Source organism: Clostridium neonatale (assembly GCF_001458595.1).
Lineage (GTDB): Bacteria > Bacillota > Clostridia > Clostridiales > Clostridiaceae > Clostridium > Clostridium neonatale.
In genome coordinates this window covers 1,645,172-1,671,787 of record NZ_LN890328.1, presented here as the reverse complement: position 1 = coordinate 1,671,787, position 26,616 = coordinate 1,645,172, and the positions used below count along the sequence as shown (strand labels likewise).

Annotated in this window: 28 protein-coding genes; 22 read left to right on the top strand and 6 right to left on the bottom strand. The window is 27.8% G+C overall.

All coding sequences use genetic code 11. From position 1 onward, the window contains the following. Positions 1-268 precede the first annotated feature (268 nt). The 6 genes from BN2920_RS14505 (at position 269) to BN2920_RS14480 (ending at position 4,882) form a co-directional block, all read left to right on the top strand. A complete protein-coding gene (locus tag BN2920_RS14505) occupies positions 269-760 on the top strand; it encodes a CarD family transcriptional regulator (protein ID WP_058295704.1) in 492 nt (163 codons plus the stop codon). A 977-nt stretch (positions 761-1,737) separates the two neighbouring features. Next, positions 1,738-2,199 carry a DUF2975 domain-containing protein gene (locus BN2920_RS14500; protein WP_058295703.1) on the top strand — a complete coding sequence of 154 codons (462 nt, stop codon included), beginning with the start codon at positions 1,738-1,740 and terminating at the stop codon, positions 2,197-2,199. Between the two features lie 14 nt (positions 2,200-2,213). After that, the gene (locus BN2920_RS14495; protein ID WP_058295702.1) at positions 2,214-2,423 is read left to right on the top strand and encodes a helix-turn-helix domain-containing protein; all 210 of its coding nucleotides are present in this window, start codon (positions 2,214-2,216) and stop codon (positions 2,421-2,423) included. 5 nt (positions 2,424-2,428) lie between these two features. Next, positions 2,429-3,868, top strand: a complete 1,440-nt coding sequence (locus BN2920_RS14490; RefSeq protein WP_172437813.1) for a DUF4153 domain-containing protein — start codon at positions 2,429-2,431, stop codon at positions 3,866-3,868. A gap of 39 nt (positions 3,869-3,907) precedes the next feature. Next, positions 3,908-4,135, top strand: a complete 228-nt coding sequence (locus BN2920_RS14485) for a hypothetical protein (protein WP_058295700.1) — start codon at positions 3,908-3,910, stop codon at positions 4,133-4,135. Positions 4,136-4,207: 72 nt separating this feature from the next. Continuing rightward, the gene (locus tag BN2920_RS14480; RefSeq protein WP_058296928.1) at positions 4,208-4,882 is read left to right on the top strand and encodes an HAD family hydrolase; all 675 of its coding nucleotides are present in this window, start codon (positions 4,208-4,210) and stop codon (positions 4,880-4,882) included. A gap of 494 nt (positions 4,883-5,376) precedes the next feature. Here BN2920_RS14480 and BN2920_RS14475 read toward each other — a convergent pair whose 3' ends face one another. Further along, positions 5,377-5,694 carry a DUF5661 family protein gene (locus BN2920_RS14475; protein WP_058295699.1) on the bottom strand — a complete coding sequence of 106 codons (318 nt, stop codon included), beginning with the start codon at positions 5,692-5,694 and terminating at the stop codon, positions 5,377-5,379. Between the two features lie 141 nt (positions 5,695-5,835). Here BN2920_RS14475 and BN2920_RS14470 point away from each other — a divergent pair, with 141 nt between their 5' ends. After that, entirely contained in the window at positions 5,836-6,069 is a 234-nt protein-coding gene (locus BN2920_RS14470) for a YgjV family protein (protein WP_058295698.1), read from the top strand. 135 nt (positions 6,070-6,204) lie between these two features. Here BN2920_RS14470 and BN2920_RS14465 read toward each other — a convergent pair whose 3' ends face one another. Beyond that, on the bottom strand, positions 6,205-6,492 hold the full coding sequence (locus BN2920_RS14465; RefSeq protein WP_058295697.1) for a DUF503 domain-containing protein: 288 nt from the start codon (positions 6,490-6,492) through the stop codon (positions 6,205-6,207). Positions 6,493-6,522: 30 nt separating this feature from the next. Then, positions 6,523-7,248 carry a tRNA 2-thiocytidine biosynthesis TtcA family protein gene (locus BN2920_RS14460; RefSeq protein WP_058295696.1) on the bottom strand — a complete coding sequence of 242 codons (726 nt, stop codon included), beginning with the start codon at positions 7,246-7,248 and terminating at the stop codon, positions 6,523-6,525. Positions 7,249-7,688: 440 nt separating this feature from the next. On the opposite strand from BN2920_RS14460, the gene BN2920_RS14455 reads away from it, so the two are divergent. Both BN2920_RS14455 and gshAB read left to right on the top strand, forming a co-directional pair. After that, positions 7,689-8,009, top strand: coding sequence for an ArsR/SmtB family transcription factor (locus BN2920_RS14455; protein WP_058295695.1), 321 nt, complete (start codon positions 7,689-7,691; stop codon positions 8,007-8,009). A gap of 55 nt (positions 8,010-8,064) precedes the next feature. Next, positions 8,065-10,335: a bifunctional glutamate--cysteine ligase GshA/glutathione synthetase GshB gene (gshAB, locus tag BN2920_RS14450; RefSeq protein WP_058295694.1), complete on the top strand. Its 2,271-nt coding sequence runs from the start codon at positions 8,065-8,067 to the stop codon at positions 10,333-10,335. Positions 10,336-10,575: 240 nt separating this feature from the next. Here gshAB and BN2920_RS14445 read toward each other — a convergent pair whose 3' ends face one another. Beyond that, positions 10,576-10,968 carry a bacteriohemerythrin gene (locus BN2920_RS14445; protein WP_058295693.1) on the bottom strand — a complete coding sequence of 131 codons (393 nt, stop codon included), beginning with the start codon at positions 10,966-10,968 and terminating at the stop codon, positions 10,576-10,578. Positions 10,969-11,099: 131 nt separating this feature from the next. Here BN2920_RS14445 and BN2920_RS14440 point away from each other — a divergent pair, with 131 nt between their 5' ends. Next, positions 11,100-12,878, top strand: a complete 1,779-nt coding sequence (locus BN2920_RS14440; RefSeq protein WP_058295692.1) for a M3 family oligoendopeptidase — start codon at positions 11,100-11,102, stop codon at positions 12,876-12,878. Between the two features lie 38 nt (positions 12,879-12,916). Next, on the top strand, positions 12,917-13,459 hold the full coding sequence (locus tag BN2920_RS14435; protein WP_058295691.1) for a phosphatase PAP2 family protein: 543 nt from the start codon (positions 12,917-12,919) through the stop codon (positions 13,457-13,459). 132 nt (positions 13,460-13,591) lie between these two features. Here BN2920_RS14435 and BN2920_RS14430 read toward each other — a convergent pair whose 3' ends face one another. Next, entirely contained in the window at positions 13,592-15,025 is a 1,434-nt protein-coding gene (locus tag BN2920_RS14430) for an aspartate ammonia-lyase (RefSeq protein WP_058295690.1), read from the bottom strand. 579 nt (positions 15,026-15,604) lie between these two features. Here BN2920_RS14430 and BN2920_RS14425 point away from each other — a divergent pair. Continuing rightward, complete coding sequence (locus BN2920_RS14425) at positions 15,605-16,063, top strand: Lrp/AsnC family transcriptional regulator (protein WP_058295689.1); 459 nt, start codon at positions 15,605-15,607, stop codon at positions 16,061-16,063. A 121-nt stretch (positions 16,064-16,184) separates the two neighbouring features. Next, a complete protein-coding gene (locus tag BN2920_RS14420) occupies positions 16,185-16,415 on the top strand; it encodes a hypothetical protein (protein WP_058295688.1) in 231 nt (76 codons plus the stop codon). Positions 16,416-16,615: 200 nt separating this feature from the next. On the opposite strand, the gene BN2920_RS14415 is transcribed toward BN2920_RS14420, so the two are convergent. Continuing rightward, positions 16,616-17,350, bottom strand: a complete 735-nt coding sequence (locus tag BN2920_RS14415) for a GntR family transcriptional regulator (protein ID WP_058295687.1) — start codon at positions 17,348-17,350, stop codon at positions 16,616-16,618. A gap of 305 nt (positions 17,351-17,655) precedes the next feature. Here BN2920_RS14415 and udp point away from each other — a divergent pair, with 305 nt between their 5' ends. The 9 genes from udp to BN2920_RS14370 all read left to right on the top strand — a co-directional run bounded on the left by udp (position 17,656) and on the right by BN2920_RS14370 (position 26,525). Continuing rightward, entirely contained in the window at positions 17,656-18,435 is a 780-nt protein-coding gene (gene udp / locus BN2920_RS14410; protein ID WP_058295686.1) for a uridine phosphorylase, read from the top strand. 41 nt (positions 18,436-18,476) lie between these two features. Then, complete coding sequence (gene cdd / locus BN2920_RS14405; protein ID WP_058295685.1) at positions 18,477-18,869, top strand: cytidine deaminase; 393 nt, start codon at positions 18,477-18,479, stop codon at positions 18,867-18,869. Between the two features lie 123 nt (positions 18,870-18,992). Beyond that, positions 18,993-20,183: a phosphopentomutase gene (locus tag BN2920_RS14400; protein ID WP_058295684.1), complete on the top strand. Its 1,191-nt coding sequence runs from the start codon at positions 18,993-18,995 to the stop codon at positions 20,181-20,183. A 48-nt stretch (positions 20,184-20,231) separates the two neighbouring features. Continuing rightward, positions 20,232-20,909: a YczE/YyaS/YitT family protein gene (locus BN2920_RS14395; RefSeq protein ID WP_058295683.1), complete on the top strand. Its 678-nt coding sequence runs from the start codon at positions 20,232-20,234 to the stop codon at positions 20,907-20,909. A gap of 134 nt (positions 20,910-21,043) precedes the next feature. Then, positions 21,044-21,757: a purine-nucleoside phosphorylase gene (gene deoD / locus BN2920_RS14390; RefSeq protein WP_058295682.1), complete on the top strand. Its 714-nt coding sequence runs from the start codon at positions 21,044-21,046 to the stop codon at positions 21,755-21,757. 38 nt (positions 21,758-21,795) lie between these two features. Further along, the gene (locus BN2920_RS14385; protein WP_058295681.1) at positions 21,796-22,833 is read left to right on the top strand and encodes a BMP family ABC transporter substrate-binding protein; all 1,038 of its coding nucleotides are present in this window, start codon (positions 21,796-21,798) and stop codon (positions 22,831-22,833) included. Between the two features lie 128 nt (positions 22,834-22,961). Next, complete coding sequence (locus BN2920_RS14380; protein ID WP_058295680.1) at positions 22,962-24,512, top strand: ABC transporter ATP-binding protein; 1,551 nt, start codon at positions 22,962-22,964, stop codon at positions 24,510-24,512. Beyond that, positions 24,487-25,611, top strand: a complete 1,125-nt coding sequence (locus BN2920_RS14375) for an ABC transporter permease (protein WP_058295679.1) — start codon at positions 24,487-24,489, stop codon at positions 25,609-25,611. The genes BN2920_RS14380 and BN2920_RS14375 overlap by 26 nt, the downstream gene beginning before the upstream one ends. Then, positions 25,605-26,525, top strand: coding sequence for an ABC transporter permease (locus BN2920_RS14370; RefSeq protein ID WP_058295678.1), 921 nt, complete (start codon positions 25,605-25,607; stop codon positions 26,523-26,525). The genes BN2920_RS14375 and BN2920_RS14370 overlap by 7 nt, the downstream gene beginning before the upstream one ends. Positions 26,526-26,616: the final 91 nt, after the last annotated feature.

The following is a 26,616-nucleotide window of genomic DNA, read 5'->3' as shown; positions in this document are numbered from 1 at the left end:
GCAACTACTGTTGAAATATTTTTAAGATTTCTTAAATTGCATACAGATTATTTATTGGAATATATATATTGAAATTTAATAAGAGAATTAGTATTTTTGTTTAGACCTAAGTTTAAATATATACAATAATTATTCAGTTTAAATTGAATAGTAAATATATAATAAAAAATATTGACTATAATAAATCAGCGTGATAAAATTAAAAATTAGCAAAAAAAATCTAAATATGATATAATAGATATATCATGCAATTTAGGAGGAGATTTTTTTGTTTAACATTGGAGATAAGGTGGTTTATCCAAGCCAAGGAATAGGGGTAATAAGTGACATTGAAAAAAGAGAATTTAAAGGTGAAAAGCAAGATTATTATAAAATAAAAATTTTTAATAATACTATGATATTAAGTTTACCAGTTAGTAGAGCTTATGTATCAAACCTTAGATTAGTAAGTGATTCAGAGGCTATAGATAGAGGATTGGAAAGTATTAATAATGCTATGTCAGAGAAGAATGAATATAAGGAATATACATCAAAAGAGCGAATGGCTGCTAATTCAGAAAGGGTAAAATCAGGATCGCTAAGAGGTACTCTAGAGGTTATATATGATTTAACTCAAGTTAAAATAAATAGTAAATTAAATGCAGCAGAAAAGCAGGTTTTAAAAAATGTTAAAGATTCTCTAATTGAAGAAATTTCTTATGCAAAAGAATTATCAATAGAAGATTCAACTAATTTATTAAAGAAGGCAATAAAATATTAATAAATTATAATAAGGTGATTCTGTACAACATAAATAAGGGACGTACAAAGTTTAGAGGATAACACCCGAAATTCAATATATGATATGCTCGTATTGTAGGAAAATTTGAGTTGAAAATTCTACAGACAGAGGCTGTGCCCAAAAATGTTTGCTCCAACAACAAGTGTTTGACAAACAATTTTGGAACAGCCTCTGTCTAAGAATTTAATAACTCAAATTTTCAATACAATACTACGCATATTCATATATTGAATTTCTTTGTTTTTCTCTAAAATAATAGACATCTAATTTATGTTTTTAGGAATAGTCCATGCCTAAAAATATAGCTTTCAATCAATTTTAATAATTTATGGAGCTGCAAAAAGCTGTGTGTGTATTCTTCAATAAATAAGTAAATTCGTAAGAATTTATATTCTGATATTTATAAATTGATAATATTTTTTTAATAATAAAATATTATCTTTTTAAATTCTTAACATGTATAAATAACTATTCCTTAATTTAAAAATATATTTATTTAGAGCAATAATGTTGATACTATGAGTTCAGATAAAACAAAGAAATAAAGCTCTCATGTTCGGCGGAGACTTGCATTCAAAAAGGAAGCTTTAGAATTCTTCATGTAGACTTGTTCCACAATTGTTTGTCCAAGGTATATTAAAGGAAACATCTTCATCGGGAGATGAAGATGGGCTATACTGCTAAGTTCGTACCTCACTAAGCATTATATGCCTTGGAGCAAACATTTGTGGGTACAATGTCTGCATGTTTGAATTCTTAGCTTCATTTTTGTAGCAAGCGAGCCGAATTTGAGAGCTTTATTTCGGTTATTTTACTCTAAACTTAGTACATCCTATATTTAAATTGTATAGTACCTCTATAAAATATCATGTTTCAATAAAATTTTATTGTTTTTCGATAAAAAACTATTGAAAAACATAATTGTATAAACTATAATGTGGAAGAGGTGATTTTTAATGGATATGAAAGCAAATATATTAAGTAGAGCACTATATGGGGTGGTTTTTGTTGGAATTATAATAATGTTAATTCTTCTTATAGGACTTCCTAAAATAATTCCTATAATATTTAAGGGTAGTACATTCTATTCACTAGTAAATCATACGGAATTATCAATAATTTTATATATTACAGGAGTATTAGCATTGGCAATTTTATTTATGACACTTAAGCTATGTAAGAATATTATTAATAGAACTCCATTCTCCCAAAGTAGTGTATCAAGTTTAAAGGTTATAAGCATATGTTCACTTGGAATTTTTATATGTTATATATACATGTGCATTTTTATGGCATTAACATTAGGCGTTTTTACAATTACAATTGGAGCGTTTATGATATCACTTGTGTCAGCAATATTGTTCAAATTGGTAGAACTTGCAGTTGAAATACAGACAGAAAATGAATTGACAATATAGAGAGGGGGATGGATGTGGCTATAATAGTTAATTTGGATGTAATGCTAGCAAAAAGAAAAATGAGCATGAATGAATTATCTGAAAAAGTTGGAATAACACTAGCAAATCTTTCTATATTAAAAAATAACAAAGGTAAGGCAATAAGATTTTCAACACTTGAAGCATTATGCGAAACGTTAGAGTGTCAGCCAGGAGACTTGCTTGAATATGTGAAAGAGGAGTGATGGTTGTGGAATATAATGAAAAGACTATATTATTTTGGACATTAATATTAGCAGTGTCAATAAACGAGTTATTTTTATTTGGTGGATTTGGAATAGCAGTTCCTTTATATATAGTTATTTATTATGTATTTATTTTTCTTCAGGCTAAAAGGAAAAATATAAAAATTGATATAAAAGAAAATATGTTATTTCTTCCTATAATAATGGCAGGTTTCTGTTTTCTATTATTTGATAATTTAGTTTTAAAAATATTAAATATTTTATTTTTATGGATCTTAATTATATTAAATACAGCAGATATTTATAGTATAAATTCATGTGAAAAATATTCATTAAAATGGTTCATTAATATATATGAAGTAGGGATGTTGTATCCATTTGTAAATATTTTTAAGTGTATGAATGTTATAAAAGATTTTAAAAGCATATCTAAAGAAAAAGCGAATCGTATTTTTAAGGTATCTTTAGGGCTGTTCATTGGATTGTTCATGACTATAATAATTGTTCCGCTATTAATGAGAAGTGATGCTGCATTTACAGGAATAATAGAGAACATTTTTATGAATATAAACTTTAAAGTATTTACAAAAATATTACGAAGATTAATAACATTATTTATGATATTTTTCCCTATGTATAGTTTTATTTATGGAATTACTCATTATGAAAAAGAAAAAATATTGAAAAGTGATAATTATAATTTAGAGATATTAGATTTTACAATTGCAATTACAGTTATATCAATAATATGTGCTATATATATTTTATTTTGCTTTTCACAATTGACATATTTTATTTCTGCTTTTCAAGGAATATTACCTAAAGATTATACATTCTCTGAATATGCGCGAAGAGGATTTTTTGAATGCATTCCTTTAACAATGATTAATGTGGCTTTTGTGGTTTTATTAGATTTGTTTGTAAAAGATAAAAAAAGTATAAAAAAGAAAAAGGTCTTGAATATATATATGACTTTTATTACGATATTCACTTTGTTTCTTGTTATTTCTGCACTTTCCAAAATGATATTATATATTAGTGCTTATGGTTTAACAATTTTAAGAATATATACAGCGTGGTTTTTAATATTACTTTCAGTTATTTTGGTATGTATTTGTATAAAAATATATTCAAAAAAATTTAACTTATTAAAAAATGTATTTATTATTTTTGTTGCTATGTTTATTGGATTAAATTACTGCAATATAGATTATGTAATAGGTAGATATAATGCTAATTTATATATAGAAAAAAATGTAGATACCATAAATTCATTTGATAGCCTTAGTGTATCAGCTGTTAAACCATTGTTAGAAATGGGAAAATATGATTCAGATGCAGATTATATGTTATATAAATATGAAAAAAGATTAGAAAATAATAATAAATGGCAGAGCTTTAATATTGCTAAATATAATGCATATAAAAGTATAGAAAAGAATTAAAGTGGATTTATTTTCAGTAAGAGAAGGAGAATTATAATCTTGAAGGATAAGTTTTTTAATATGATTATATTTATATTAGGCATTTTTTCTTTGATAATTTCATTAAAACTATTTTGCAATCTTGGCATATATGTAGATGAATTTAATACTTCTCCAAGCATAGTACTTGGAGGAGATTTTTGGAATGTAATGAATTGGATTGAATTATTTTGTTTAATATTAATTTGCATTTTAAGTGGGATTAGTTTGTTTAAGAATCAAAAGTAGTTTAATATATGATATTAATAAATAGGAAATTCATGATATAATACTTAAAGACATAAGTTTATGGAGGAATATATCATGAATAATTTTAAGTATATATTATTTGATTTAGATGGAACAATAACTGATTCAGGAGAAGGAATAACAAAAGCTGTTCAATATGCATTAAAGCATTTTGGAATAAATGTAGAAGATATTAATGAATTAAAGAAGTTTGTTGGTCCTCCACTAAGGGATTCTTATATGAAGTTTTATAATTTTGATGAAGAAAAGGCAACAGAAGGCATTAAAGTATTTAGAGAATACTATGAAGAAAAAGGAATGTTTGAAAACTCACTATATGATGGTATTGTTGATGTATTAAAGGCTCTAAAGAAGAGTGGTAAAGAATTAATTGTGGCAACATCAAAGCCAGAAGTTCATGCAAAGAAAATATTAGAACATTTTAATGTGGACAAATATTTTACTATAATTGCAGGAGCTGATTTTGAAGAAACAAGAGTAAAAAAAGGTGATGTAATTAAATATGCATTAGATAATTTTAGAAACACATTAAATGATAATGAAGTTTTAAATTTATCACAAGTTATAATGATAGGGGATAGAGAACACGACATTATAGGGGCTAAGGAAAATAATATTAAAGCTATAGGTGTTCTTTATGGATATGGCGATGTTGTTGAACTTACACAGGCTAGGGCTTCGTATATAGTTAGTAAACCTGAAGATTTATTGGAAATATTATTATAATGAAATTCAAAAGCCTCAATTTCCAAAAGTATATAATTAAAAATATAGTAATGAACAATTTGTTAAAAGTGTTAAAATGTGTTCAAAAATATGTTATATTGTATAAATTTGATATATAATGTAATTACAAAAATTACTCAAAATTTAACTTTAATACAACCTATAGAATCTTAGAAGACAATAAAAGCCGGTTAGAGATTAATTTCTTTAGCCGACTTTTATTTTATATTTAAAGATTATAAATTAAAAGAAATTATATAACATAAAAGTAAAATTTATTTAAATTATCTGAATTGAAATAATTTTAAGGAGATAGCAATAATGAGGTATAATTTATTACATAATAAAATGGAGACAACTATTAATTTAGTTATCTCCTTTTTGAGGTTTAGAATATATTATGTCTGTTTAGATTATAGACACAAATATTTAATTATAAACAACTAGGTATCTATATTATTTATTGTATTTACTTTTATATTATTAAAAACTTCTTATTTTGTTTTCCAATAAGCAGATGCTTCGCTTTCTAATTTTTTTAATCTAGTATAATAGTCAGGAAATTCCATTAAATGTGCCAAAGCGATTTTACCAGTTAATATTGGATCATCATTAGTTACATTAGTATTAGGAAATTTAGTTCCATGTTCTAATTCAACATTAAGTCCCATTGTAAATTGGTTCAGATCAAATTTCTCTTTAGAAAAGTCAATGTTTAATTTATGTGCTATTTCACGTGCTTCAGATGTTGTAAAGAGTGTTTTTGTTTTTTCTCCTCTAAATTTTGAAAGTACTCCATTTATATATTTCATAGTTTGAGCTCCAAGATATTATTATATATTAATATATGAATAAAGATATTTCATGTGATGAATATATTATATATTTACACTTAGGATAAAATCATCTTAAAATCACAAACTAAAGATAATAAATAAAGAAGAGGTGTATTTATGAATAATGTAGCATGGATTGAATATGTGGGATATCTGGCCTCCATATTAATTGGAATATCAATGTTTATGAAAGATATAGTCAAACTTAGGCTTATTAATTTATCTGGAGCAATATTGTTCACTGTATATGGATTTATAATAAAATCATATCCTGTAGCAATAGTAAACTTAATAATATCATTTACCAATATATATTACTTGTTTAAAATGTATAATAATGATAGTAAATAATATAGGGACGTACTGAGTTTAAGGTGAAATAATCGAAATAAAATTTCCATACAATCGAACATATCATATATTGAATTTTGGTTGTTATCCACTAAACTCTGATAGTACGTCCATTATTAAATTTTAATAATCATTTTAAAATATATCTTCATCTTTTTCTATATTTATGATTTCGGCATCTGTATTACATTCAATAAAGTTAATTATATCTTCAGCTTTTGAATCAACTTGTGATGAAGATTCACATAAGCTTACAATACCTATGTTTATTATTGTATGAATATCTTGAGTATCACATTCTGCTATGGATATATTAAATTTATTTTTCAATCGCTGAGTTATACTTCTTATTATCATTCTCTTTTCTTTTAAAGAATGAACATATGAAGCCCTTAAAGTGATTTTTAAGAATAAAACTTTCATAATAGATAGCCACCAAGCCTTTCAAATTTATTATTGCTTTTTGATTTCTTCTTTATCCCAAATAAAAAGTTCTTTTGAGTTAGTTAATGCACCAAATAAGTTTTTCTTAAAGCCAGGCATTCTTCCATCTAGCTCATGAATTAAATTTTTTATATCTTCTCGTTTAGTTTTTTTATCAGCAGGACATGGGTTTGTTATTATAGGAAAATTATATTTTTTTGCTACATTTTTTATGCTGGCTTCTGCAATATAAACCATAGGACGAATTAATGTTATTGTATCTTTATCCATTAATGTTTTAGGTGAAAAACAGTTAATCCTGCCTTCATAACATAATGAAAGCATAAGGGTTTCTATTGCATCATCTTTATGATGACCTAAAGCAACTTTATTACAGCCAAGTCCTTTTGCTGTGCTATGTAAAATTCCACGACGAAGTTTGGCACAAAGAGAGCATGGATTCTTTTCTTTTTTTATATCAAATACAATTTCTTGTATATCTGTTTGAATTTCATGAAATTCTATATTTAAATCTTTACATAATTTATGAAGTGGTAAATTATCGACTTTACCAGGATTTAAAGTAATTGCTATAAGTTCAAAATCCTCTGGTGAAAATTTTTTATATTCATTTAAAAGATGAAGGAGTGTTAGGCTATCTTTACCGCCAGATAAACCAACAGCAATCTTATCACCATTTTCTATTAAGTTATAATCATTTATTGCTTGACGCATTTGGCTAAGTAATTTCCGCATTTGATGTCCTCCTAAAGTCATGTAGTAAGTATTATTTTAGTATAATATTTCATTTATAAAAATACAATTATAAAAAAATCGCCAAGGCGACTATGATATAGTCTTCTATAAAAATATAAATCCAATAGAATACATAGTTTTTATAAAACGTAATCCTTTAAGCCGTCGATTTTTTTCAGCGCACTCTGGATTTTCTGAGCGAGCCTGCGAAAAGGCCAGGCGCATATAATTTATTTTTTATTCTTTAGGAACTATGCATTTAGTTTATTGCAATATTTTTAAAAATAACTTATCCACAGATTATCCCTGAATATAATTTCCTAAAGAATAAAAAATTATTAAATAAATGAATAATGGAAAAAGATTCTTGACACAATATAGATGATTATCTATACTTATATTGAATATAGATGATCATCTATATTTAGGAGGGATATTTAATGAGTTTAGATTATGAAGATAAAATGAGAATTTTTAAAGCTTTAAGTGATCAAAACAGACTTGAGATAATAGAGATTTTATCATGTAATGAAAAATGTGCATGTGAAATATTAAAAAATTTTGATATTACTCAGCCAACATTATCACACCATATGAAGGTGTTAATGGATTGTGGTTTAGTTGAATGTAACAAAAAAGGAACTTGGAATTATTATAAATTAAGTTCAAAAAAATGTATAGAATTAATAGAGTCATTAAAACAATTATTTTGCGACAATAATAAAAAGAATGTGAAGGAGCCTATATGCAAAGAAGAATAAAAAAATATGATAATTAATCTAGAAATTATTAAAGAATTGAGGAGGTGTAAATTTAATGATAGAAATATTAAAAGATTTATTTAAAAGTGGGGAATTATTAAAAGGAAAGTATGGCATAGAAAGGGAAACATTAAGAGTAAATAATGATGGAAAGCTTTCAAAAAAGACACATCCCAAAGGGTTTGGTAATAAACTGAAAAATAAATATATAACAATTGATTTTTCAGAAAGCCAGATAGAAATGGTAACTCCTCCTTTAGATAATATGAAGGAAGTTCATAATTTTTTAAATATCTTATATGATATTGTTTCAGTGGAAATTGGTGATGAATATTTATGGCCACAATCTATGCCTTGCTTAATAGAAAATAATGATGAAATACCAATAGGAACTTATGATGACAGTGAGGAAGGAAAGAGAGCCGCTGAATATAGAAAGAGTCTTATAAAAACATATGGAGGAAGAAAACAGCTTATTTGTGGAATTCATTATAATTTTTCTTTTGATGAAAATATAATAAAAAAATTATATGAGTCAAAAAAGCTAAATATAAACGGTGACTATAAAAAATTTAGAGATGAAATTTATTTAAAGGTTGCAAGAAATTTTATAAGATATAGATGGCTCTTAATTTATTTGCTTGGAAACAGTATAGATGATGAGGCATGTATAAAAGAAGAATATTGCGATAGCATAATATCTTATAGAAATAGTAAATATGGATATAGAAATAAAGAAAATTTATATCCAAGTTATGATAGTGTTAATGCATATGTAAATAGTTTAAAATCATATATAAATGATCAATATATTCGCAGTTATAAGGAATTGTATTCGTCTATAAGGCTTAAGGCAAAGGATGAAAAGAATTTATTAAATTCATTAGAACATGATGGAATAAATTATTTGGAATTTAGAAGTATAGACATAAATCCATTTGAAAAGAGTGGAATAAGCCTAGATGATTTATATTTTCTACAATTATTTAATTTGTTTGCACTTATAAAAGATGAAGAACAATATGATCTTTGGCAGGAAGAGGCATTGGAAAATGCTGATAAGATAAGTTTATTTGGAATGAACAATATAATTCTTAAAAAGAACGGAAAAGACATTACTAAAGAAAATTATGCATTAGAAATATTAGATGAAATATCAAATATGAATTCAATCTTAGGTTTAGGTAAAGAACAAGTATTAAAAGAAATATATAATAAAATTTTAAACCATAAAAATACTACAGCTTATAAAATAAAGCAAAACATTAAAGAAAAAGGATATATAAATTCAAACATGATATTATCAGAAATGTATAAACATGAAGCTTTTGAAAAAAGATTTAACTTAGAGGGATATGAAGATTTAGAGTTATCTACTCAGATATTAATGAAGGAAGCAATAAAGAAGGGGATTTCGCCTCAGGTTATTGATAGGGCTGAAAACTTTATATCTTTAGAGTTTGATGGACGAAGAGAGTATGTAAAACAAGCTACAAAAACCTCAAAGGATAATTATGTTACAGTTCTTATTATGGAAAATAAAAGTGTAACCAAAAAGGTTCTAAAAGATAATAATATAAAAGTGCCAAGTGGATATGAATTCCATTCTATAAATGAGGCATTAGACCATTTAGATAATTTTATAAATAAACCCATAGTTATAAAACCTAAATCAACTAATTTTGGTATTGGAATAAGTATTTTCAAAGAAGGTAGTAATAAAGATGATATAATTAAAGCTTTAAAAATAGCATTTTCTAGTGATAATACTGTTCTTGTAGAAGAATTTATAAAGGGAATGGAATTTAGATTTTTAGTGATAGGTGATGAAGTCTGTGGAATACTTCATAGAGTGCCAGCTAATGTTAAAGGTGATGGAATTCATAATATAAAAGAACTAGTTGAAGAAAAAAATAAAGATTCTTTGAGGGGATATAAATACAGAACACCGCTTGAAAAAATAAATTTAGGTGATATTGAAAAGACCTTTTTAAGACTGCAAAATAAAAACTTTGACTATATTCCTAAGAAAGAGGAAATTGTATACTTGAGAGAAAATTCTAATATAAGCACAGGTGGAGATAGCATAGATTTTACAGATGATATTTTAGATAAATATAAGAAAATAGCAGTTCAGGCAACACAAAAAGTAGGAGCGAAAGTATGTGGTGTTGATATGATAATCGAAGATTATAGAAAAGAAGATTCTAATTATGGAATAATAGAATTAAATTTTAATCCTGCAATTCATATTCATTGTTATCCTTATAAAGGGAAAGAAAGAAATATAGGTGAGAAGATATTAGAGCTATTAGGATTTATTTAGTTGTTTATGTAAGTCTTATATTTATATAAGGATTTGATGTAATTATTATATTTTGATTGAAACTGGTATTTAAAAAATCAAGGATTTGAGATTTATAAATCCCAGTTCTTTTTTGAAGTTTGTTCTTTAAAACATTTTATCTGGTATATTGTAAAAGTAAAAGGTTAAAAATTAAAAAAGTTAGGAAATAGTAATAAATTTACTTATTGATTTGCTATGTATAGCATAAAGAATATAAAACTAAGATTCCCCAATAAGTTTATCATTTTGAAGTATATGATCTATTAGCCAGTCATTAAGAAATTGCAATAGTTCTTTAATTGAGACATCTTGATTTGAATCAATATGAGTTAAGTCAAGATTCTCTAGTTTATTTATGAAAGAATCATGCTCTATTTTATGACTAAATAGCCTTTTATAATTTATACTCTCCATATATTTTTCTTCAGTTTCAAAATGAAATTGGGTATAATCCTTTAAAGATTCAAGGATGCCTACTATTTCATCATATTTATCGAGTTTAAAATTATTAGTTAGTAGCATGTAAGCTTCATTAGTTATTTCAAATAGTTTTTCGTGTTGCTGATCAATAATTTCAATATTTGTTTTAAATTCATCTTTCATTTTATACATAAAATACCCCCTCTTTAACAGTTGTTTTCTATATTATATAATTATAATAATAAATATACAATATAGAAAATTTTTGTAAGCAAATTATAATAATCAAATAATTTAAAAAATATAAAATTGGAGGAATAAAAATGAATTTAAATTGGAGTTTAAAAGAACTTTATACATCATTTGAATGTGATGAGTTCAAAAAAGATATACTAAAATTAAAGGATATGATAAATGAAATAAATGATTATAGCTGTGAATTAGAAAAGTACAGTGATATAGATAATCTTGAAAGTTATATAAAGAAGTTTACTACATTTAAAGATTTATCATATAAATTAAGCATATATGTAAACTTGAGCTTAAGTGTAAATACAAAGAACACCGAAGCATTAAAGTATAGTGATATATTAGATAATGAATTAACTGAAATTGTTGAAAGTGAGACAAAGATAAAGAGATATATTAGTAATATAAAAAATATAGATGACCTTATTAATAAATCAGGATTACTTAAAGAACATGAATATATTTTAAAGGAAATAGTTGAAGAAAGTAAGTATTTACTTACCAATAAAGAAGAAAAAATAATTGCAAGTATGAAAAACACTGGATCTAATGCGTGGTCAAAGCTAAAGGATAATTTAATATCTAATTTAATGGTGGATATTGATAAAGACGGAAAAAAGGAAAGTCTTCCTTTAACAGTTGTTTTAAACATGGCTTATGATGATAATGAAGAAATTAGAAAAAAAGCATATGAAGCTGAAATAGCATCATATAAAAAAGTTGAAGAAGGTGTTGCAGCTGCTTTAAATGGTATAAAAGGAGAAGTAATCGCAATTTCTAATTTACGTGGATATGAATCACCACTTTACATGACTTTAAAACAATCTCGTTTAAGTGAACAATCATTAAATGCAATGCTTGATGCCATTAAAGAAAATCTACCTATATTTAGAAAGTATTTAAGAAGAAAAGGTGAAGTTTTAGGATATAAGAATGGATTACCTTTTTATGATTTATATGCACCAGTTAGTAAAGCTGATATGAAGTTTAGTTATGAAGAAGCATGTAAATTTGTAGAAAAGAATTTTAGAACCTTTAGTGATAATTTGGGAGATTTTGCACATAAAGCTATTTATAATAGCTGGATAGATGTTATGCCGAAGGAAGGAAAAGTTGGTGGTGCTTTTTGTGAAAACATACATTTCTTAAAGGAAAGCAGATTTTTACTTAACTTTGGAGGAAATTTTGGTGATGTTGTTACGCTTGCTCATGAGCTTGGTCATGGTTTTCATGGGGAATGTTTAAATGATGAAAGTACATTAAACTCCGATTACCCAATGCCAATAGCTGAAACAGCTTCAACATTTTGCGAAACAATAATAAAAAAAGCAGCATTAAAAGAGGCAACTAAAGAAGAAGCGCTTACAATTTTGGAAACAGAAATAAGTGATTGTACGCAAGTTATAGTAGATATATATTCAAGATTTTTATTTGAAAAGTCAGTTTTTCATAAGAGAAAGGAAAGTTCTTTAACTGTTGAAGAAATAAAAGAACTTATGATTAAAGCTCAAAAAGAAGCTTATGGAGATGGTCTTGATAATAATTATTTACATCCATATATGTGGGCATGGAAACCGCATTATTATGATGCTGATTATAATTATTATAATTTTCCGTATGCATTTGGATTATTATTTGCTAGAGGATTATATGCAGAATACTTAAAAAAAGGAAGTAGTTTTTCTTCAGATTATGAAAAGTTACTTTCAATTACTGGAAAGAATAATTTAGAAGATGTAGCGAAATCTATGAATATTAATATAAATAATATAGATTTCTGGAGATCTTCATTAAAAACAATTGAAAATGACATAGAAAAATTTATAAGTCTTACAGAGGTTAATGGAAATTAGACTTATGCATACTAGAATATAAGAAAGAGTGATATTGTTTGTTTGATGCCATAACGCGAATAGATTTTTCTATTTTAAATTTTATACAGGAAAACATTAAGAATACATTATTAGATAAGATCATGGTTTTTATAACTTCTCTTGGAAACATGTCAATAATATGGATTATTATAGGTATATGTCTTTTGATAAGTAAAAGATATAGAAAGTATGGAATAATGTTGTTTATAGCATTATTGTTATGCGCTATAGTTGGTAATTTAACATTAAAGCCATTAGTTGCAAGAATAAGACCGTTTAATTCTAAGCCATTAATTGATGGACTTCTTATAAAAGAACCTTTAGATTATTCGTTTCCATCTGGACACACCATGTGTTCTTTTGCGCCTGCTGTAGTTCTTTACTATATGAATAAAAAGGCTGGAATATGTGCAGTTATTTTAAGTACATTAATAGGATTCTCAAGATTATACTTATATGTACATTATCCGTCAGATGTGGCAAGTGGCGCTGTTATAGGGATAATATTAGGAACATTATCAATTTATTTATATAATATGATACAAAGTAAAATAAATTAAGTTGATTTATAAATTTTTGAGGTTATATTAATTTGAGGCTATATTAAAATGATTAGTCAGTTTTAATATAACCTCAATTTATTAATTAGAGGGGTATTTTAAAGTAACTAAATACTTTAAAATACAACTTCATTATATGGCGTATTTTTCTTCTACTGTAATAGCTTTTTCTGCAGAAGATATTTTTACTTGTGTCATTGACACTGGATCTAATATTTCTTCAATTTGATCTTTTGTTAAAAGCTCCTCTTCAAGAACAATTTCTTTAACTGTCTTTCCAGTTTTTAATGCAGTTTTTGCAATATAAGAAGATTCCTTATAACCAATGTAAGGACAAAGTGCAGTAGTAATTCCAACACTGCTTTCTAAAAGTTCCTTACATCTATCTTCATTAGCGGTAATTCCAGAAACGCAATTATCTACAAAAGTCATTACAGCATTTGTTAATGTTTCTATTGATTCAAATAAGTTATAGAATAATACTGGTTCAAATGCATTTAATTCTAATTGTCCAGATTCAGCTGCCATTGTAATTGTAAAGTCGTTTCCTATTATATTGAAAGCAACTTGTGATACTACCTCTGGAATAACAGGATTTATTTTACCTGGCATAATTGATGAACCATTTTGCATTGCTGGCAAAGAAATTTCACCAATTCCAGTCTTAGGACCGCTTGATAATAATCTTAAATCATTGGCTATTTTAGAAAGATCAACAGCGCAAGTCTTTAATATTCCTGAGACACTTACAAATCCATCAAGATTTTGAGTTGCATCAATTAAATCAGATGCTTGTCTTATATCTAAACCAGTTACTTTCTTCAAGTTATTTTCTATATTATATAAATATTCAGAACTTACATTTATTGAAGTTCCAATGGCTGTAGCACCAATATTAACTATAAGCATTTCTTCTTTGGCTTTTGTAAGCCTGTTAATATCACGCTTGATAACTGATGCAAAAGCATGAAATGATTGACCAAGTCTTATTGGAACAGCATCTTGAAGTTGAGTACGACCCATTTTAATTATATTATTAAATTCTAAGGATTTTAATTCTAAAGCATTATATAAACGTTGAAGTTCATTTATTGCATCTGGAAGTAATTTTAAAACTGTGAGTTTACCAGCTGTTGGAAAAACATCATTAGTAGATTGAGCCATATTCACATGATCATTTGGATGAATAATTGAATAATCACCTTTGCAGCCGCCAAGGAGTTCAATTGCACGATTTGCTATAACTTCATTTGCATTCATGTTTGAAGATGTTCCGGCACCTCCTTGAATTGCATCTACAATAAATTCATCATGAAGTTTTCCACTTATTATTTCATCACATGCATTTATAATTGCAGTTGCTAATGAGGAGTCTAGAAGACTAGCATTTCTGTTTGTTATGGCACAAGCTTTTTTTATTTCTGCAAGGCTTATTATAAATTTTGGATGCAGTCTTTTATTGGTTATAGAAAAATTTTTACTTGCTCTTAATGATTGAACTCCATAATAAGCATTTTCTGGGACATTCAAACTACCTATTGAATCATATTCTTTTCTTATTTTCATAATAAATCCTCTTTTCTAACTAATATTTATATTTTCTTAAATCTAAATAAAAATCAATAATTTATTTTGTTTTCATCTGACAATTGAAGATTAGCATTGTTTGAAATTGATGTAAATATATTCAAAGTAATTATGAATAAAACCATAAAAATAATTTAATAAACTTTAATAATTTTAAATAAAAAATAAAATAACTTTAGAATATAAATACGAATATTAATACTAAAATAATAGTTAATATTCGATATTGCTTAAAAATAGAAATAAAATATATCTGATATATATGGTAACTAAGGAATTTCATTTAATAAAATAAAGATTTGATAGATTTGTTATGGATTATATAAAAATCATTGCTGTTAATTTTTTTATAAATAAGTAAAAAAAACTTGAAAAAAATGTGTAAAGACTTTATTATATAAATATAGAACAGTGTCAAAGTTAATTTTTATAAATAAGTTTTGAAAAGTTATTTATAAAATTAAATCTGAACATTAAACACAATTTTATATTTCGCAAAGATGCGTATCAATAGTTTATATTGATGCGCTTTTTTTATTAAAAAGGGGGGAATTAATCATGGACAAAATTGATTTAAAGATTATTGAATTATTACAAAAGAATGCACGTTTTCCACTCAAACACTTAGCAGAAGAGGTATTCTTATCTACACCAGCAGTGTCATCACGTATAGAAAAGCTACAAGAAGCTGGAATTATAACTGGATATACAGCGAATATTAATCCCATTAAACTAGGATATAATATAAAAGCATTTATTAATTTAGAAGTGTCACCGAAACAAAAGCCAGATTTCTATCCATTTATAAAATCATGTCCCAATGTATTGGAATGTAACTGTGTCACAGGAAAATATTCTATGCTTATTAAGGTGGCGTATCATACAACAGAAGAACTAGATGCATTTATTAATGAAATACAAAAGTTTGGAAACACAGAAACACAAATTGTATTTTCAACGGCAGTAGAACACAGAGGAATTAACTTAAATAAAGATGAAGAATACTTTGTAAAATAAAAATTAATCCTATAAAAAAATAACTTTTTTAGTTATATGTTAAATCTCTAAATCATAATATATAGTAATCAAACCATGACTAACTATATTTAGTGTTAGAAATTTAACAGGAGGTAATTTTGTGGGGGAATATGAAGAAAACCTAAATGAGAATAAAAACATTATTTTAAGAAACATAGAACAAAGTAAACAAGCAGGTTTAAATAAAGTCTCCGCAGTTTTTGCAATAAGCAAAAGAGATGAAGTAAGAAAGAATATTATTACTGATTTAGCGGCTTGGCTTATTACAAATGGATATAAAGTATCTTTAAAAGAGGGAGAATTAAAAATATTAATTATAGAATGGGATTAATTATAATATTTAAAAATAAGCAGTCTTAATGGCTGTTTATTTTTTTGTAAATAATTGTGTTAAGTGAAAAGTTAAATTCGTGATTTAGATAAGACATTGAAAATGCAACACTAGCTTCAATTTTGGGTACTAAAATGAATTAGTTTTACTATTAAAAATACCAGATAGAAGGTATTTTTATGTACTTCTTCTGGTATTTTTTATCGAGTAATATTTATTTTTAATGAACTTAATTTTATAGGAAGATAGTGTTTGGTAGAAACAATAGGCGAACTATCATTTTCAAAAACTGTTTCTTGTAATAACGAAAATTCATGATCAGATAAGATTGGATGTGATTTAGCTGCAAAGTTGCCAGCTGCTGAAAATTTAATTTCTAGCATGATATTACTTGCTATACTGTATATATGAGTTTCTAAAAACTCTAATATTGTGTTTGAATCATTTAAATCTAAGTTATATTTTGAAATAGTCTCTATTGGCAATACAGAAAATGAATAAGCTATTGTATTGCCTTGCGATTTATACCACCTATCAACTATAACTACAGCTACTGTTTTTGTTTCAAGTAGTTTATTAAAATATTCATTTGATGGTTCTATGTGAGTTTTAATTTCAATATCATCAATATCATCATTCATGCATTTATGTACAGGATGTGTCATTTTTTCTAAACCAACATTTTTATTTGGTGTAGATTTAACTATAAAGTTCCCTTTTCCACGTATGTTTTTTATTAATCCATCATCTTGTAATAATGCAAGTGCTTGTCTTAATGTTGTTCTACTTATTCCTAATGATTTTGCTAGTTCGGGTTCAGATGGTAATCTACTATCTTCAGGAAAAAATCCTTCAGTTATCATTTTAAACAATTTGTTATATACAGTTACATATCGTAATTCTTTGGGTTTTCCAATTAAATTGAAACTATTCATCTATAGCACACCTTTCTGTAAGTATATGTTTTTTATAAAATTAACATGTACTTGTCTAGACAAGTAAAATACTCGTTTATATTTATAATTATAATATGAATATTTGGATTTTGATAGTGTTATTTTTTTATATAACTGATAGAAATGGCTAAAAATATGGATTCAAATGATTAGAAAAAAGATTTTTTCTATTTTTTATAATTATGGATTGACATACAAAACCTGTATGTGCTACTATTTATGTGTAGACAAGAAACAATAAAATAAACAAGTTGTAAACGTAATCTATTAAAGGAGATGTAAATATGAATTACTCAGAAGATCCAAGTAAGCAATATCATATTAACGTTGGACAAAGTGATGTGGGGGAATATGTAATATTACCTGGTGACCCTAAAAGATGTAAAAAGATAGCATCATACTTTGATGATCCTGAATTAGTTGCTGATAACAGAGAATATGTAACTTATACAGGTTATTTAGATGGAACTAAAGTAAGTGTAACATCTACAGGAATAGGTGGCCCATCTGCGGCAATAGCACTTGAAGAATTAGCTAATTGTGGAGCTCATACTTTTATAAGAATAGGGACATGTGGTGGTATGGATATAGATGTAAAAGGTGGGGATTTAGTCATTGCTACAGGTGCAATAAGAATGGAAGGAACAAGTAAGGAATATGCGCCAATTGAATTTCCTGCTGTGGCAAATTATAAAGTTGTGAATTCTTTAATTAAAGCAGCAGAAGGATTAAATAAAAATTACCATGTTGGTGTTGTACAATGCAAAGATTCATTTTATGGACAACATTCACCAGAAACAAAACCTGTAGGCTATGAATTAAGTAATAAGTGGAATGCTTGGTTAAGATGTGGATGTCTTGCATCAGAAATGGAATCAGCAGCACTTTTTGTTGTTGGAAGTTATAGAAAAGTACGAGTAGGTTCAGTATTTTTAGTGATTGCAAATCAAGAACGTGAAAAAGCAGGACTTGAAAATATACAAATACACGATACTGATTTAGCAGTAAAAACTGCAATAGAAGGACTTAGAAATTTAATAAAAACTGATAAAGAAACAAAGTAAAGCATTAAATTAAAAAGCATATTAGAAAAGAGGTATGGACAATGTATGAAGAAATTATCGAAAAAGCTTTTAATGCATTAGAAAATGCATATGTTCCATATTCAAATTATAGAGTTGGAGCATGTGTTTTAACTACAGATGGAAAGCATTTTATAGGTGCAAACATTGAAAATGCATCTTATGGATTAACAAATTGTGCTGAAAGAAATGCAATATTCCAAACATATTCAAATGGTTATAGAAAAGAAAATATTGAAGCCATAGCAATTGTATGTGAAGGAAAAACTCTAGCAACTCCTTGTGGCGCATGTAGGCAAGTATTGGATGAACTTATAGAGAAAGAAACACCAATAATTTTATCAAACCGCAAAATGCAAAAGGTTACCAATATAAAAGAATTACTCCCATATGCTTTTGGAAAAGATGATTTGTAATAGGATAATACAAAAATAATTGGAGAAAAAACAAGGGTAAATATGCCAATTTTAAATAAAAGACAGAATTTAATATTAGAAGTTTGAATATAAAGAGTATGGAAATAGGAGGTAGAACAATTAATGTCTAAATATAATAGAATTTTTACAATTGTTATAGATTCACTTGGAATAGGTGAAATGGATGATTCAAGAGAATATGGAGATATTGGAGTAGATACATTAGGACATATTGCAGCATCAATTGATAATTTGAAAATTCCTAATCTGCAAAAGATGGGATTAGCAAATTTACACTCAATGAAAGGTGTAAGTCCAGTTGAAAAGCCCATAGGATATTTTATGAAAATGAAAGAAGCAAGTACAGGTAAAGATACAATGACTGGTCATTGGGAGATGATGGGGCTTAAAATTACAACACCATTTCAAACTTTTACCGATACAGGCTTTCCAGATGAACTTTTGAAAGAACTTGAAGATAAGACAGGACATAAGATAGTTGGTAATAAGAGTGCCAGTGGAACTGAAATATTAGATGAACTTGGAGAACATCAAATGAAAACTGGTGATATGATAGTTTATACTTCAGCAGATTCAGTACTTCAAATTTGTGGACACGAAGAGACTTTTGGGTTAGATGAGCTTTATAGATGCTGTGAAATAGCTAGAAAACTCACACTAAAGAATGAATGGAAAGTTGGAAGAGTAATAGCTAGACCTTATGTTGGAAGTAAAAAAGGAGATTTTAAACGTACAAGCAATAGACATGATTATGCATTAAAACCATATGGAAAAACAGCTTTAAATGTTCTTAAAGAAAATGGATATGATGTAATATCTGTTGGAAAAATAAGTGACATTTTTGATGGAGAAGGAATAACAGAAAGCAATAAATCAAAAAGCTCTGTTCATGGAATGGAACAAACATTAGAAATAATGGATAGAAATTTTAAAGGTTTATGTTTTGTTAATCTAGTTGATTTCGATGCTTTATGGGGACATAGAAGAAATCCAGTTGGATATGCAGAAGAATTAGAAAAATTCGATGCTAATTTAGGAAAAGTATTAAATAAGCTAAAAGAGGATGATTTATTGATAATTACTGCAGATCATGGAAATGATCCAACATATACAGGTACTGATCATACACGTGAATATGTTCCATTTTTAGCGTATTCTCCATCTATGAAGAAAAATGGGCTTATGGAAGTAAATGAAGGATTTGCAGCAATTGGCGCAACAATAACTAATAATTTTGATTTGAAAATGCCAGAAAATTGCATAGGTAAATCTATTTTAGAAAAATTAATTTAAGCTTTTTAAGTAATAGTAAATTGAAAGTTAAAGATAGGAATGTATTTAATGAAAAAGAGGAAAGTTAATATCAGTAATCCTGATAAAAAAAATTCTATAAAAAAAATGCTTATAGGACTAGTAGGTGTTGCTCTTGTAGGATTTGGAATTGCATTAAATTCAGCTGCAATGCTTGGTAACGATGCTGTTGCCATATTATATGATGGGATAAGATGTAGTCTAGGCTTTCCAATAGAAAAGCTTGGACTAGTAACCAATGTAGTAAATTATACTCTTATAATATTAATATTTTTAATAAATAGAAAGTATATAAATGTTGGAACATTCATATATACAATACCTATGGGAACATTTGTCTCAATAGGAAGTGAGCTTTATAATCTTTTAAATCTGCAGAATACTTTAATTATTAAAATTTTAACTGCAGGTTTAGGCTGCTCAATGTTGTTTACAGGGCTTGGAATATTTATATCAGTAAATATAGGGGTAGATCCATTTACAGCTATATCAATGATACTTAGAGACAAAATAAATTCTCAGTATAAAACAGCTAAGGTGATTTGTGATTTATCATCATTGACAATGGGCTTTATACTTGGAGGAAGGATAGGTGCTGTTACAATAATTGCAGCATTTATAGGCGGTCCAGTTATACAGAAAGTGTCAGAAATATTTAAAGAAAAAATATTGTACACTTTAAACAATAAAACTTTAAAACTGAGTTAGTTATTGATTTAAAGAAGCACAAAAATCTAATGGGGACAAGCTATTTATACTTTTAAAGTAAACATTTACTTGAAAGTTTAAATATAAACTTAAAATTATAATTTAGTAAAAGTTACATTTAGGAGGAAAGAATCATGACAAATACACCAACTCCACATGTCGGAGCTAAACTAGGAGAAATAGCGAATACTGTATTAATGCCAGGAGATCCGTTAAGAGCAAAATTTATTGCAGAAAATTTCTTAGAGGATGTTGTTCAATTTAATACTGTAAGAAATATGTTTGGATATACTGGAACTTATAAAGGAAAACGTATTTCTGTTATGGGTGGAGGTATGGGAATGCCTTCAATAGGAATTTACTCATACGAATTATTTAATTTTTATAATGTAGAGAATATTATACGTATAGGTACAGCAGGAAGTTTATCAGAAAAGGTTCAATTACGTGATGTTGTAATCGGTTTAGGAGCATCTACAAATTCAAATTATGCCATGCAATATAATCTTCCAGGAACATTTGCGCCTATAGCAAGTTATGAATTAGTAAGAGATGCTGCTAATGTAGCAGCAGAAAAGAATATAAACGCTGTTGTAGGAAATATATTATCATCTGATACATTTTATTGTGCTGATAAAACTGCAAATGAAAAGTGGATCAGCATGGGAATACTTGCAGTAGAAATGGAAGCAGCTGCTTTATACATGAATGCAGCTGAAGCAGGAAAGAAAGCCTTATGCTTATTAACCATCTCAGATTGTCCATTAACAGGAGAATCACTTTCAGCTGAGGAAAGACAAAACAGCTTTACTCAAATGATGGAAATTGCTCTTGAAATAGCAAAATAAAAATAAAAAAATATTATTAATACTTAGGGGGAATTTTTATGAAAAAAATTACAGCATTATTGATGTCAGGAATATTAATGGGAACATTAGTGGGGTGCGGGTCTGGCAATAAATCTTCAGATGCAGGAAAGAGCGAATCAAACTTTAAAGTTGCAATGGTAACAGACACTGGTGGAGTAAATGACCAATCTTTTAACCAATCTTCGTGGAAAGGATTACAAGACTTTGAAAAAGATACTGGGTGCAAAGTAAGTTACTTAGAATCAAAGCAAGAATCAGATTATGCAACTAACTTAGACAAGGTTGTTGATAGTGAAAATAATTTAATCTGGGGGATTGGATTTGCAATGTCTGATGCAGTACTTAAGGCTGCAAGCACAAATCCAGATGTAAGCTATGCAATTGTTGATAATTCTTATGGCGATGAAACTCCGGCTAATGTAACAGGCGTTATGTTTAGAGCTCAAGAACCATCATTTATAGTTGGATATATTGCAGGTAAAACAACAAAAACTGATAAAGTAGGATTTGTTGGAGGAATAAATAGTGCAATTATTGACCAATTCCAATATGGATATGAAGCCGGTGTATTGTATGCTGCAAAAGAGCTTGGAAAAGACATTCAAGTAGATGTTCAATATGCAGAAAGCTTCTCGGATGCTTCAAAGGGTAAAGCAATTGCTAATAAAATGTTTTCTTCAGGATGTGATATAGTATTCCATGCTGCAGGAGGAGCTGGTGTTGGAGTAATTGAAGCTGCAAAAGAAAATAATAAATTTGCAATTGGTGTTGATTGTGACCAAGCTTATTTAGCGCCAGATAATGTATTAACTTCAGCTTTAAAATTAGTTAATGTTGCTGTTGAAAAACTTTCTACTGATGCTATGAATGGTGAAAAAATAGGTGGAAAGACATATACTTATGGATTAACTGAAGATGCAGTAGGAATACCAACTGAAAATAAAAATATGGATCCAGAAGTTTATAAAGCAGCTTTAGGTGTAGAAGATAAGATTAAAGATGGATCAATAGTACCACCATATAATAAAGAAACTTACGATGAATACATTAAATAAAATAGTATTTAAACAACGTAAGTAAATAATTAAAAACTGTTTAAACCATTATTATAATAATGTTTAGGGATTACCTCAAAATATTATCATAAAATTTGAGGTAACCCCATATTAAAGGAGGATTTGCTATGGAAATTAGCCAACAATATGCAGTACAAATGCGTGGTATTACTAAGATGTTTGGTTCGTTCTGTGCATTAAATAATATTAATCTTGATATAAAAAAGGGTTCTATTCATGCTCTTCTTGGAGAAAATGGAGCTGGTAAAAGTACATTGATGAACATTCTATATGGTTTATATAGAGCTGAAGAAGGTGAAATTTATCTTTATGGAAATAAAGTAGATATAAAAAATCCTAGTATAGCAATTGAACATGGAATTGGCATGGTACACCAACACTTTATGTTGGTAGATAATTTTACAGTAACTGAAAATATTATTTTAGGTAGTGAGGTTACGAATAAATTTGGCGTAACCGATATGAAGAAAGCACGTGAAGAAATAGTTAATATAGTTAAAAAATATGGACTTGAAGTAGATCCAGATGCTAAGGTTGAAGATATTTCAGTAGGAATGCAACAACGTATAGAAATATTAAAAGCATTATACCGTGGAGCAGAATTATTAATACTAGATGAGCCAACAGCAGTGTTAACTCCACAAGAAATACAAGATTTAATAAAAATTATGCATAATCTTGTTGAAGACGGCAAAACAATAATCATAATAACTCATAAACTTAAAGAAATAAAAGAATCATCAGAGGTTTGTACAATAATTCGTAGAGGTGAGTACATTGATACTGTTAAAGTCAGTGATGTAACAAAAGAAGATCTTGCTAATATGATGGTTGGACATGAGGTAAAGCTTGTTGTAGATAAAACAGAGGCAAAGCCAAAAGAGGTTGTATTTGAAATTAATAATTTAACTGTCAAAGATGAAAGAAAACTTGAAGCAGTTAAAAATTTATCACTCAAGGTGCATAGAGGAGAAATTGTTGGTATTGCAGGCATTGATGGTAATGGACAAAAAGAATTGGTTGAAGCAATTACATGTCTTGTAAAATCTGAAAGCGGTACCATTAAAATAAATGGACAAGAAATACAAAATACTACTCCAGAAAATGTTATTAAACATAAGGTAGCAACAATACATGAAGATAGACAAAAACGTGGACTTGTACTTGATTTCACTGTTGCTGAAAATATGATAATTGAAAAGTTCAATAGTAAAGAATATTGTAAAAACGGATTTTTAAACCAAGATAAAATATTAGAAAATGCAAAAGAAACAATTAAGCAATATGATATAAGGCCAGATCACTGTGAAGAATTACCTGTTAGAGGTTTATCAGGAGGTAATCAACAAAAAGTTATTATTGCAAGAGAAGTAGCAAATGAACCTGATTTACTTATTGCTGTTCAGCCAACAAGAGGTTTAGATGTTGGAGCAATTGAATATGTTCATAAAACTCTAGTAAAAGAAAGAGATAAAGGAAAAGGTGTACTTCTAATATCATTGGAATTAGATGAAGTTATGAATGTTTCAGATACATTAGCTGTAATTTATGATGGAAGCATTGTTGATACATTTAAACAAGGCGAAGTTGATGAAAATACCATAGGGTTATTAATGGCAGGAGGTAAGCAAAATGGAAAAGTTAGTGAAAATTCTTAAAAAGCCAGTTACATCAACATTTATTGCAATAATCTGTGGATTCATAGTTGCATCTGTAGTACTTTGCATTGCTGGATATAATCCAATAGAAGCATTTAATGCATTATTTAAAGGCATTTTATCAAAACCCAAATATATATCAAATACAATAATAAAAGCTACTCCTATTATTTTAACCGGTGTAAGTGTTGCGTTTGCATTTAAGACAGGTCTTTTTAATATCGGAGCTGAGGGACAATATATTGCAGGTACAATAGCAGCAACTATTGTTGGAATTAAGCTAAACTTACCAGCAATTATACAAATTCCAGTTGTAATTTTAGCTGGTATGTTAGCTGGAGCTATATTTGGAGGAATTGTAGGATTATTAAAAGCTAAGTTTGGTATCCATGAAGTTATAACAAGTATAATGCTTAATTGGATTGGTTTGTATCTATCAAACTTTGTAGTAGGATCAGAAACTTTTCATCAACCAGATTCGACTAGTACATATATGATAAATGAATCTGGATTTACAACAATATTTGGAAATTATAAGACAACAGAAGAAGGTATAAAATTCTTTTCTCAGCATAAATGGCTGTCTGATATTATGATTAAAACAGACGTTAACATTGGGATTATTGTAGCTGTTATTATGGCAATAGTTATATGGGTATTACTCTACAAATCATCTAAAGGATATGCATTACGTGCAGTTGGATCAAATAGAGATGCGGCAGAATTTGCAGGGATAAATGTTGATAAAAATATAATACAAGCTATGGTAATAGCTGGTGCTTTATGTGGACTTGCTGGAGCTTTAGCTATAACAGGTACTTCACCGCATAAATTATCTACAATGGCGGCATTTGAAAATAACGGATTCAATGGATTGTCAGTTGCATTAATTGCTGGAAGTTCGCCAATTGGATGCATTTTTGCAGGATTACTATTTGGAGGATTGTTATATGGTGGTCAATCTGTTCAATCGGCAATAGGTGCTCCATCAGAAATTATAAATATAATGATAGGTACTATCGTATTCTTTGTAGCATTAACTAAAATGGTGCCTGTTTTAGCTGACAGATTATTAAAAAGAGGTGAAAAGAAATGTTAAATAGTATCTTGTTACTAATAGGTATTACATTAATGTATTCAGCACCATTAATTTTTGGAGCTTTAGGAGGAGTTATTTCAGAACGCGCTGGTGTTGTTAATATAGGAATTGAAGGAATGATGACTATTGGTGCTTTTGTAGGTGCAGCAGTTGGATTTTATACTAAAAATCCATGGATTGGATTTGTTGCAGCTGGAATATCTGGGGGAGTAATTTCATTATTACATGCTGTAGCAGCTATTACCTTTAAGGCTGACCAAACTATATCAGGTATTGCAATAAATTTACTTGGAGCTGGTTTTGCATTGTTTTTGTGCAGATTGTTTTTTGATGGTGCAACTATGACTAAGCCAGTATCTAATAAACTACCTAAGTTATTTGGCAAAGATGTATCAAATCCTTTACTTCAAAATTTAAATGTTGATATAACTGTTGTTTTGGCACTATTATTTACTGTAATATTGTGGTTTATACTTTATAAGACAAAGTGGGGACTTCGTATTCGCGCAGTAGGAGAGCATCCAGCAGCTGCTGATACATTAGGAATAAATGTTGAAAAAGTTCGTTATTTATGTGTAATTGTATCAGGAATATTAGCAGGGTTTGGTGGAGCATCAATGACACTTGCAATTATTCCTCAATTTACTCCAACTGCAATTAGTGGACAAGGATTTATTGCATTAGCAGCTGTTATATTTGGAAAATGGACACCACATGGTGCATATGGATCATGCATATTATTTGGATTTGCACAAGCGTTAACTGTTGTTTTAGGTGGAGGAAACTTTGCTATACCTTCAGAAATATTAGCAATGCTTCCATATGTATTAACAATTGTAGTATTAATTTTGTTTGTAGGGCGTTCAGTTGCTCCAAAGGCAGATGGAGTACCTTATGAAAAAGGTGTTCGTTAGTATTAAACATTACTAGTAAGTGTAATATGTCTAAATAATTATAATAGGGTAAATATATTTTTATATATTGTTTTAACTTCTAAGGATAATC

What these genes read in the sequence shown, in the direction of transcription:
- gshAB (WP_058295694.1), top strand. Translation starts at nt 8,065, where the DNA reads ATGATAGAAATATTAAAAGATTTATTTAAAAGTGGGGAATTATTAAAA.
- BN2920_RS14470 (WP_058295698.1), top strand. Translation starts at nt 5,836, where the DNA reads ATGAATAATGTAGCATGGATTGAATATGTGGGATATCTGGCCTCCATA.
- BN2920_RS14445 (WP_058295693.1), bottom strand. Translation starts at nt 10,968, where the DNA reads ATGTATAAAATGAAAGATGAATTTAAAACAAATATTGAAATTATTGAT.
- BN2920_RS14400 (WP_058295684.1), top strand. Translation starts at nt 18,993, where the DNA reads ATGTCTAAATATAATAGAATTTTTACAATTGTTATAGATTCACTTGGA.
- BN2920_RS14370 (WP_058295678.1), top strand. Translation starts at nt 25,605, where the DNA reads ATGTTAAATAGTATCTTGTTACTAATAGGTATTACATTAATGTATTCA.
- BN2920_RS14500 (WP_058295703.1), top strand. Translation starts at nt 1,738, where the DNA reads ATGGATATGAAAGCAAATATATTAAGTAGAGCACTATATGGGGTGGTT.
- BN2920_RS14395 (WP_058295683.1), top strand. Translation starts at nt 20,232, where the DNA reads ATGAAAAAGAGGAAAGTTAATATCAGTAATCCTGATAAAAAAAATTCT.
- BN2920_RS14465 (WP_058295697.1), bottom strand. Translation starts at nt 6,492, where the DNA reads ATGAAAGTTTTATTCTTAAAAATCACTTTAAGGGCTTCATATGTTCAT.
- BN2920_RS14415 (WP_058295687.1), bottom strand. Translation starts at nt 17,350, where the DNA reads ATGAATAGTTTCAATTTAATTGGAAAACCCAAAGAATTACGATATGTA.
- BN2920_RS14425 (WP_058295689.1), top strand. Translation starts at nt 15,605, where the DNA reads ATGGACAAAATTGATTTAAAGATTATTGAATTATTACAAAAGAATGCA.
- BN2920_RS14475 (WP_058295699.1), bottom strand. Translation starts at nt 5,694, where the DNA reads ATGAAATATATAAATGGAGTACTTTCAAAATTTAGAGGAGAAAAAACA.
- udp (WP_058295686.1), top strand. Translation starts at nt 17,656, where the DNA reads ATGAATTACTCAGAAGATCCAAGTAAGCAATATCATATTAACGTTGGA.
- BN2920_RS14375 (WP_058295679.1), top strand. Translation starts at nt 24,487, where the DNA reads ATGGAAAAGTTAGTGAAAATTCTTAAAAAGCCAGTTACATCAACATTT.
- deoD (WP_058295682.1), top strand. Translation starts at nt 21,044, where the DNA reads ATGACAAATACACCAACTCCACATGTCGGAGCTAAACTAGGAGAAATA.
- BN2920_RS14460 (WP_058295696.1), bottom strand. Translation starts at nt 7,248, where the DNA reads ATGCGGAAATTACTTAGCCAAATGCGTCAAGCAATAAATGATTATAAC.
- BN2920_RS14440 (WP_058295692.1), top strand. Translation starts at nt 11,100, where the DNA reads ATGAATTTAAATTGGAGTTTAAAAGAACTTTATACATCATTTGAATGT.
- BN2920_RS14380 (WP_058295680.1), top strand. Translation starts at nt 22,962, where the DNA reads ATGGAAATTAGCCAACAATATGCAGTACAAATGCGTGGTATTACTAAG.
- BN2920_RS14430 (WP_058295690.1), bottom strand. Translation starts at nt 15,025, where the DNA reads ATGAAAATAAGAAAAGAATATGATTCAATAGGTAGTTTGAATGTCCCA.
- BN2920_RS14385 (WP_058295681.1), top strand. Translation starts at nt 21,796, where the DNA reads ATGAAAAAAATTACAGCATTATTGATGTCAGGAATATTAATGGGAACA.
- BN2920_RS14455 (WP_058295695.1), top strand. Translation starts at nt 7,689, where the DNA reads ATGAGTTTAGATTATGAAGATAAAATGAGAATTTTTAAAGCTTTAAGT.
- cdd (WP_058295685.1), top strand. Translation starts at nt 18,477, where the DNA reads ATGTATGAAGAAATTATCGAAAAAGCTTTTAATGCATTAGAAAATGCA.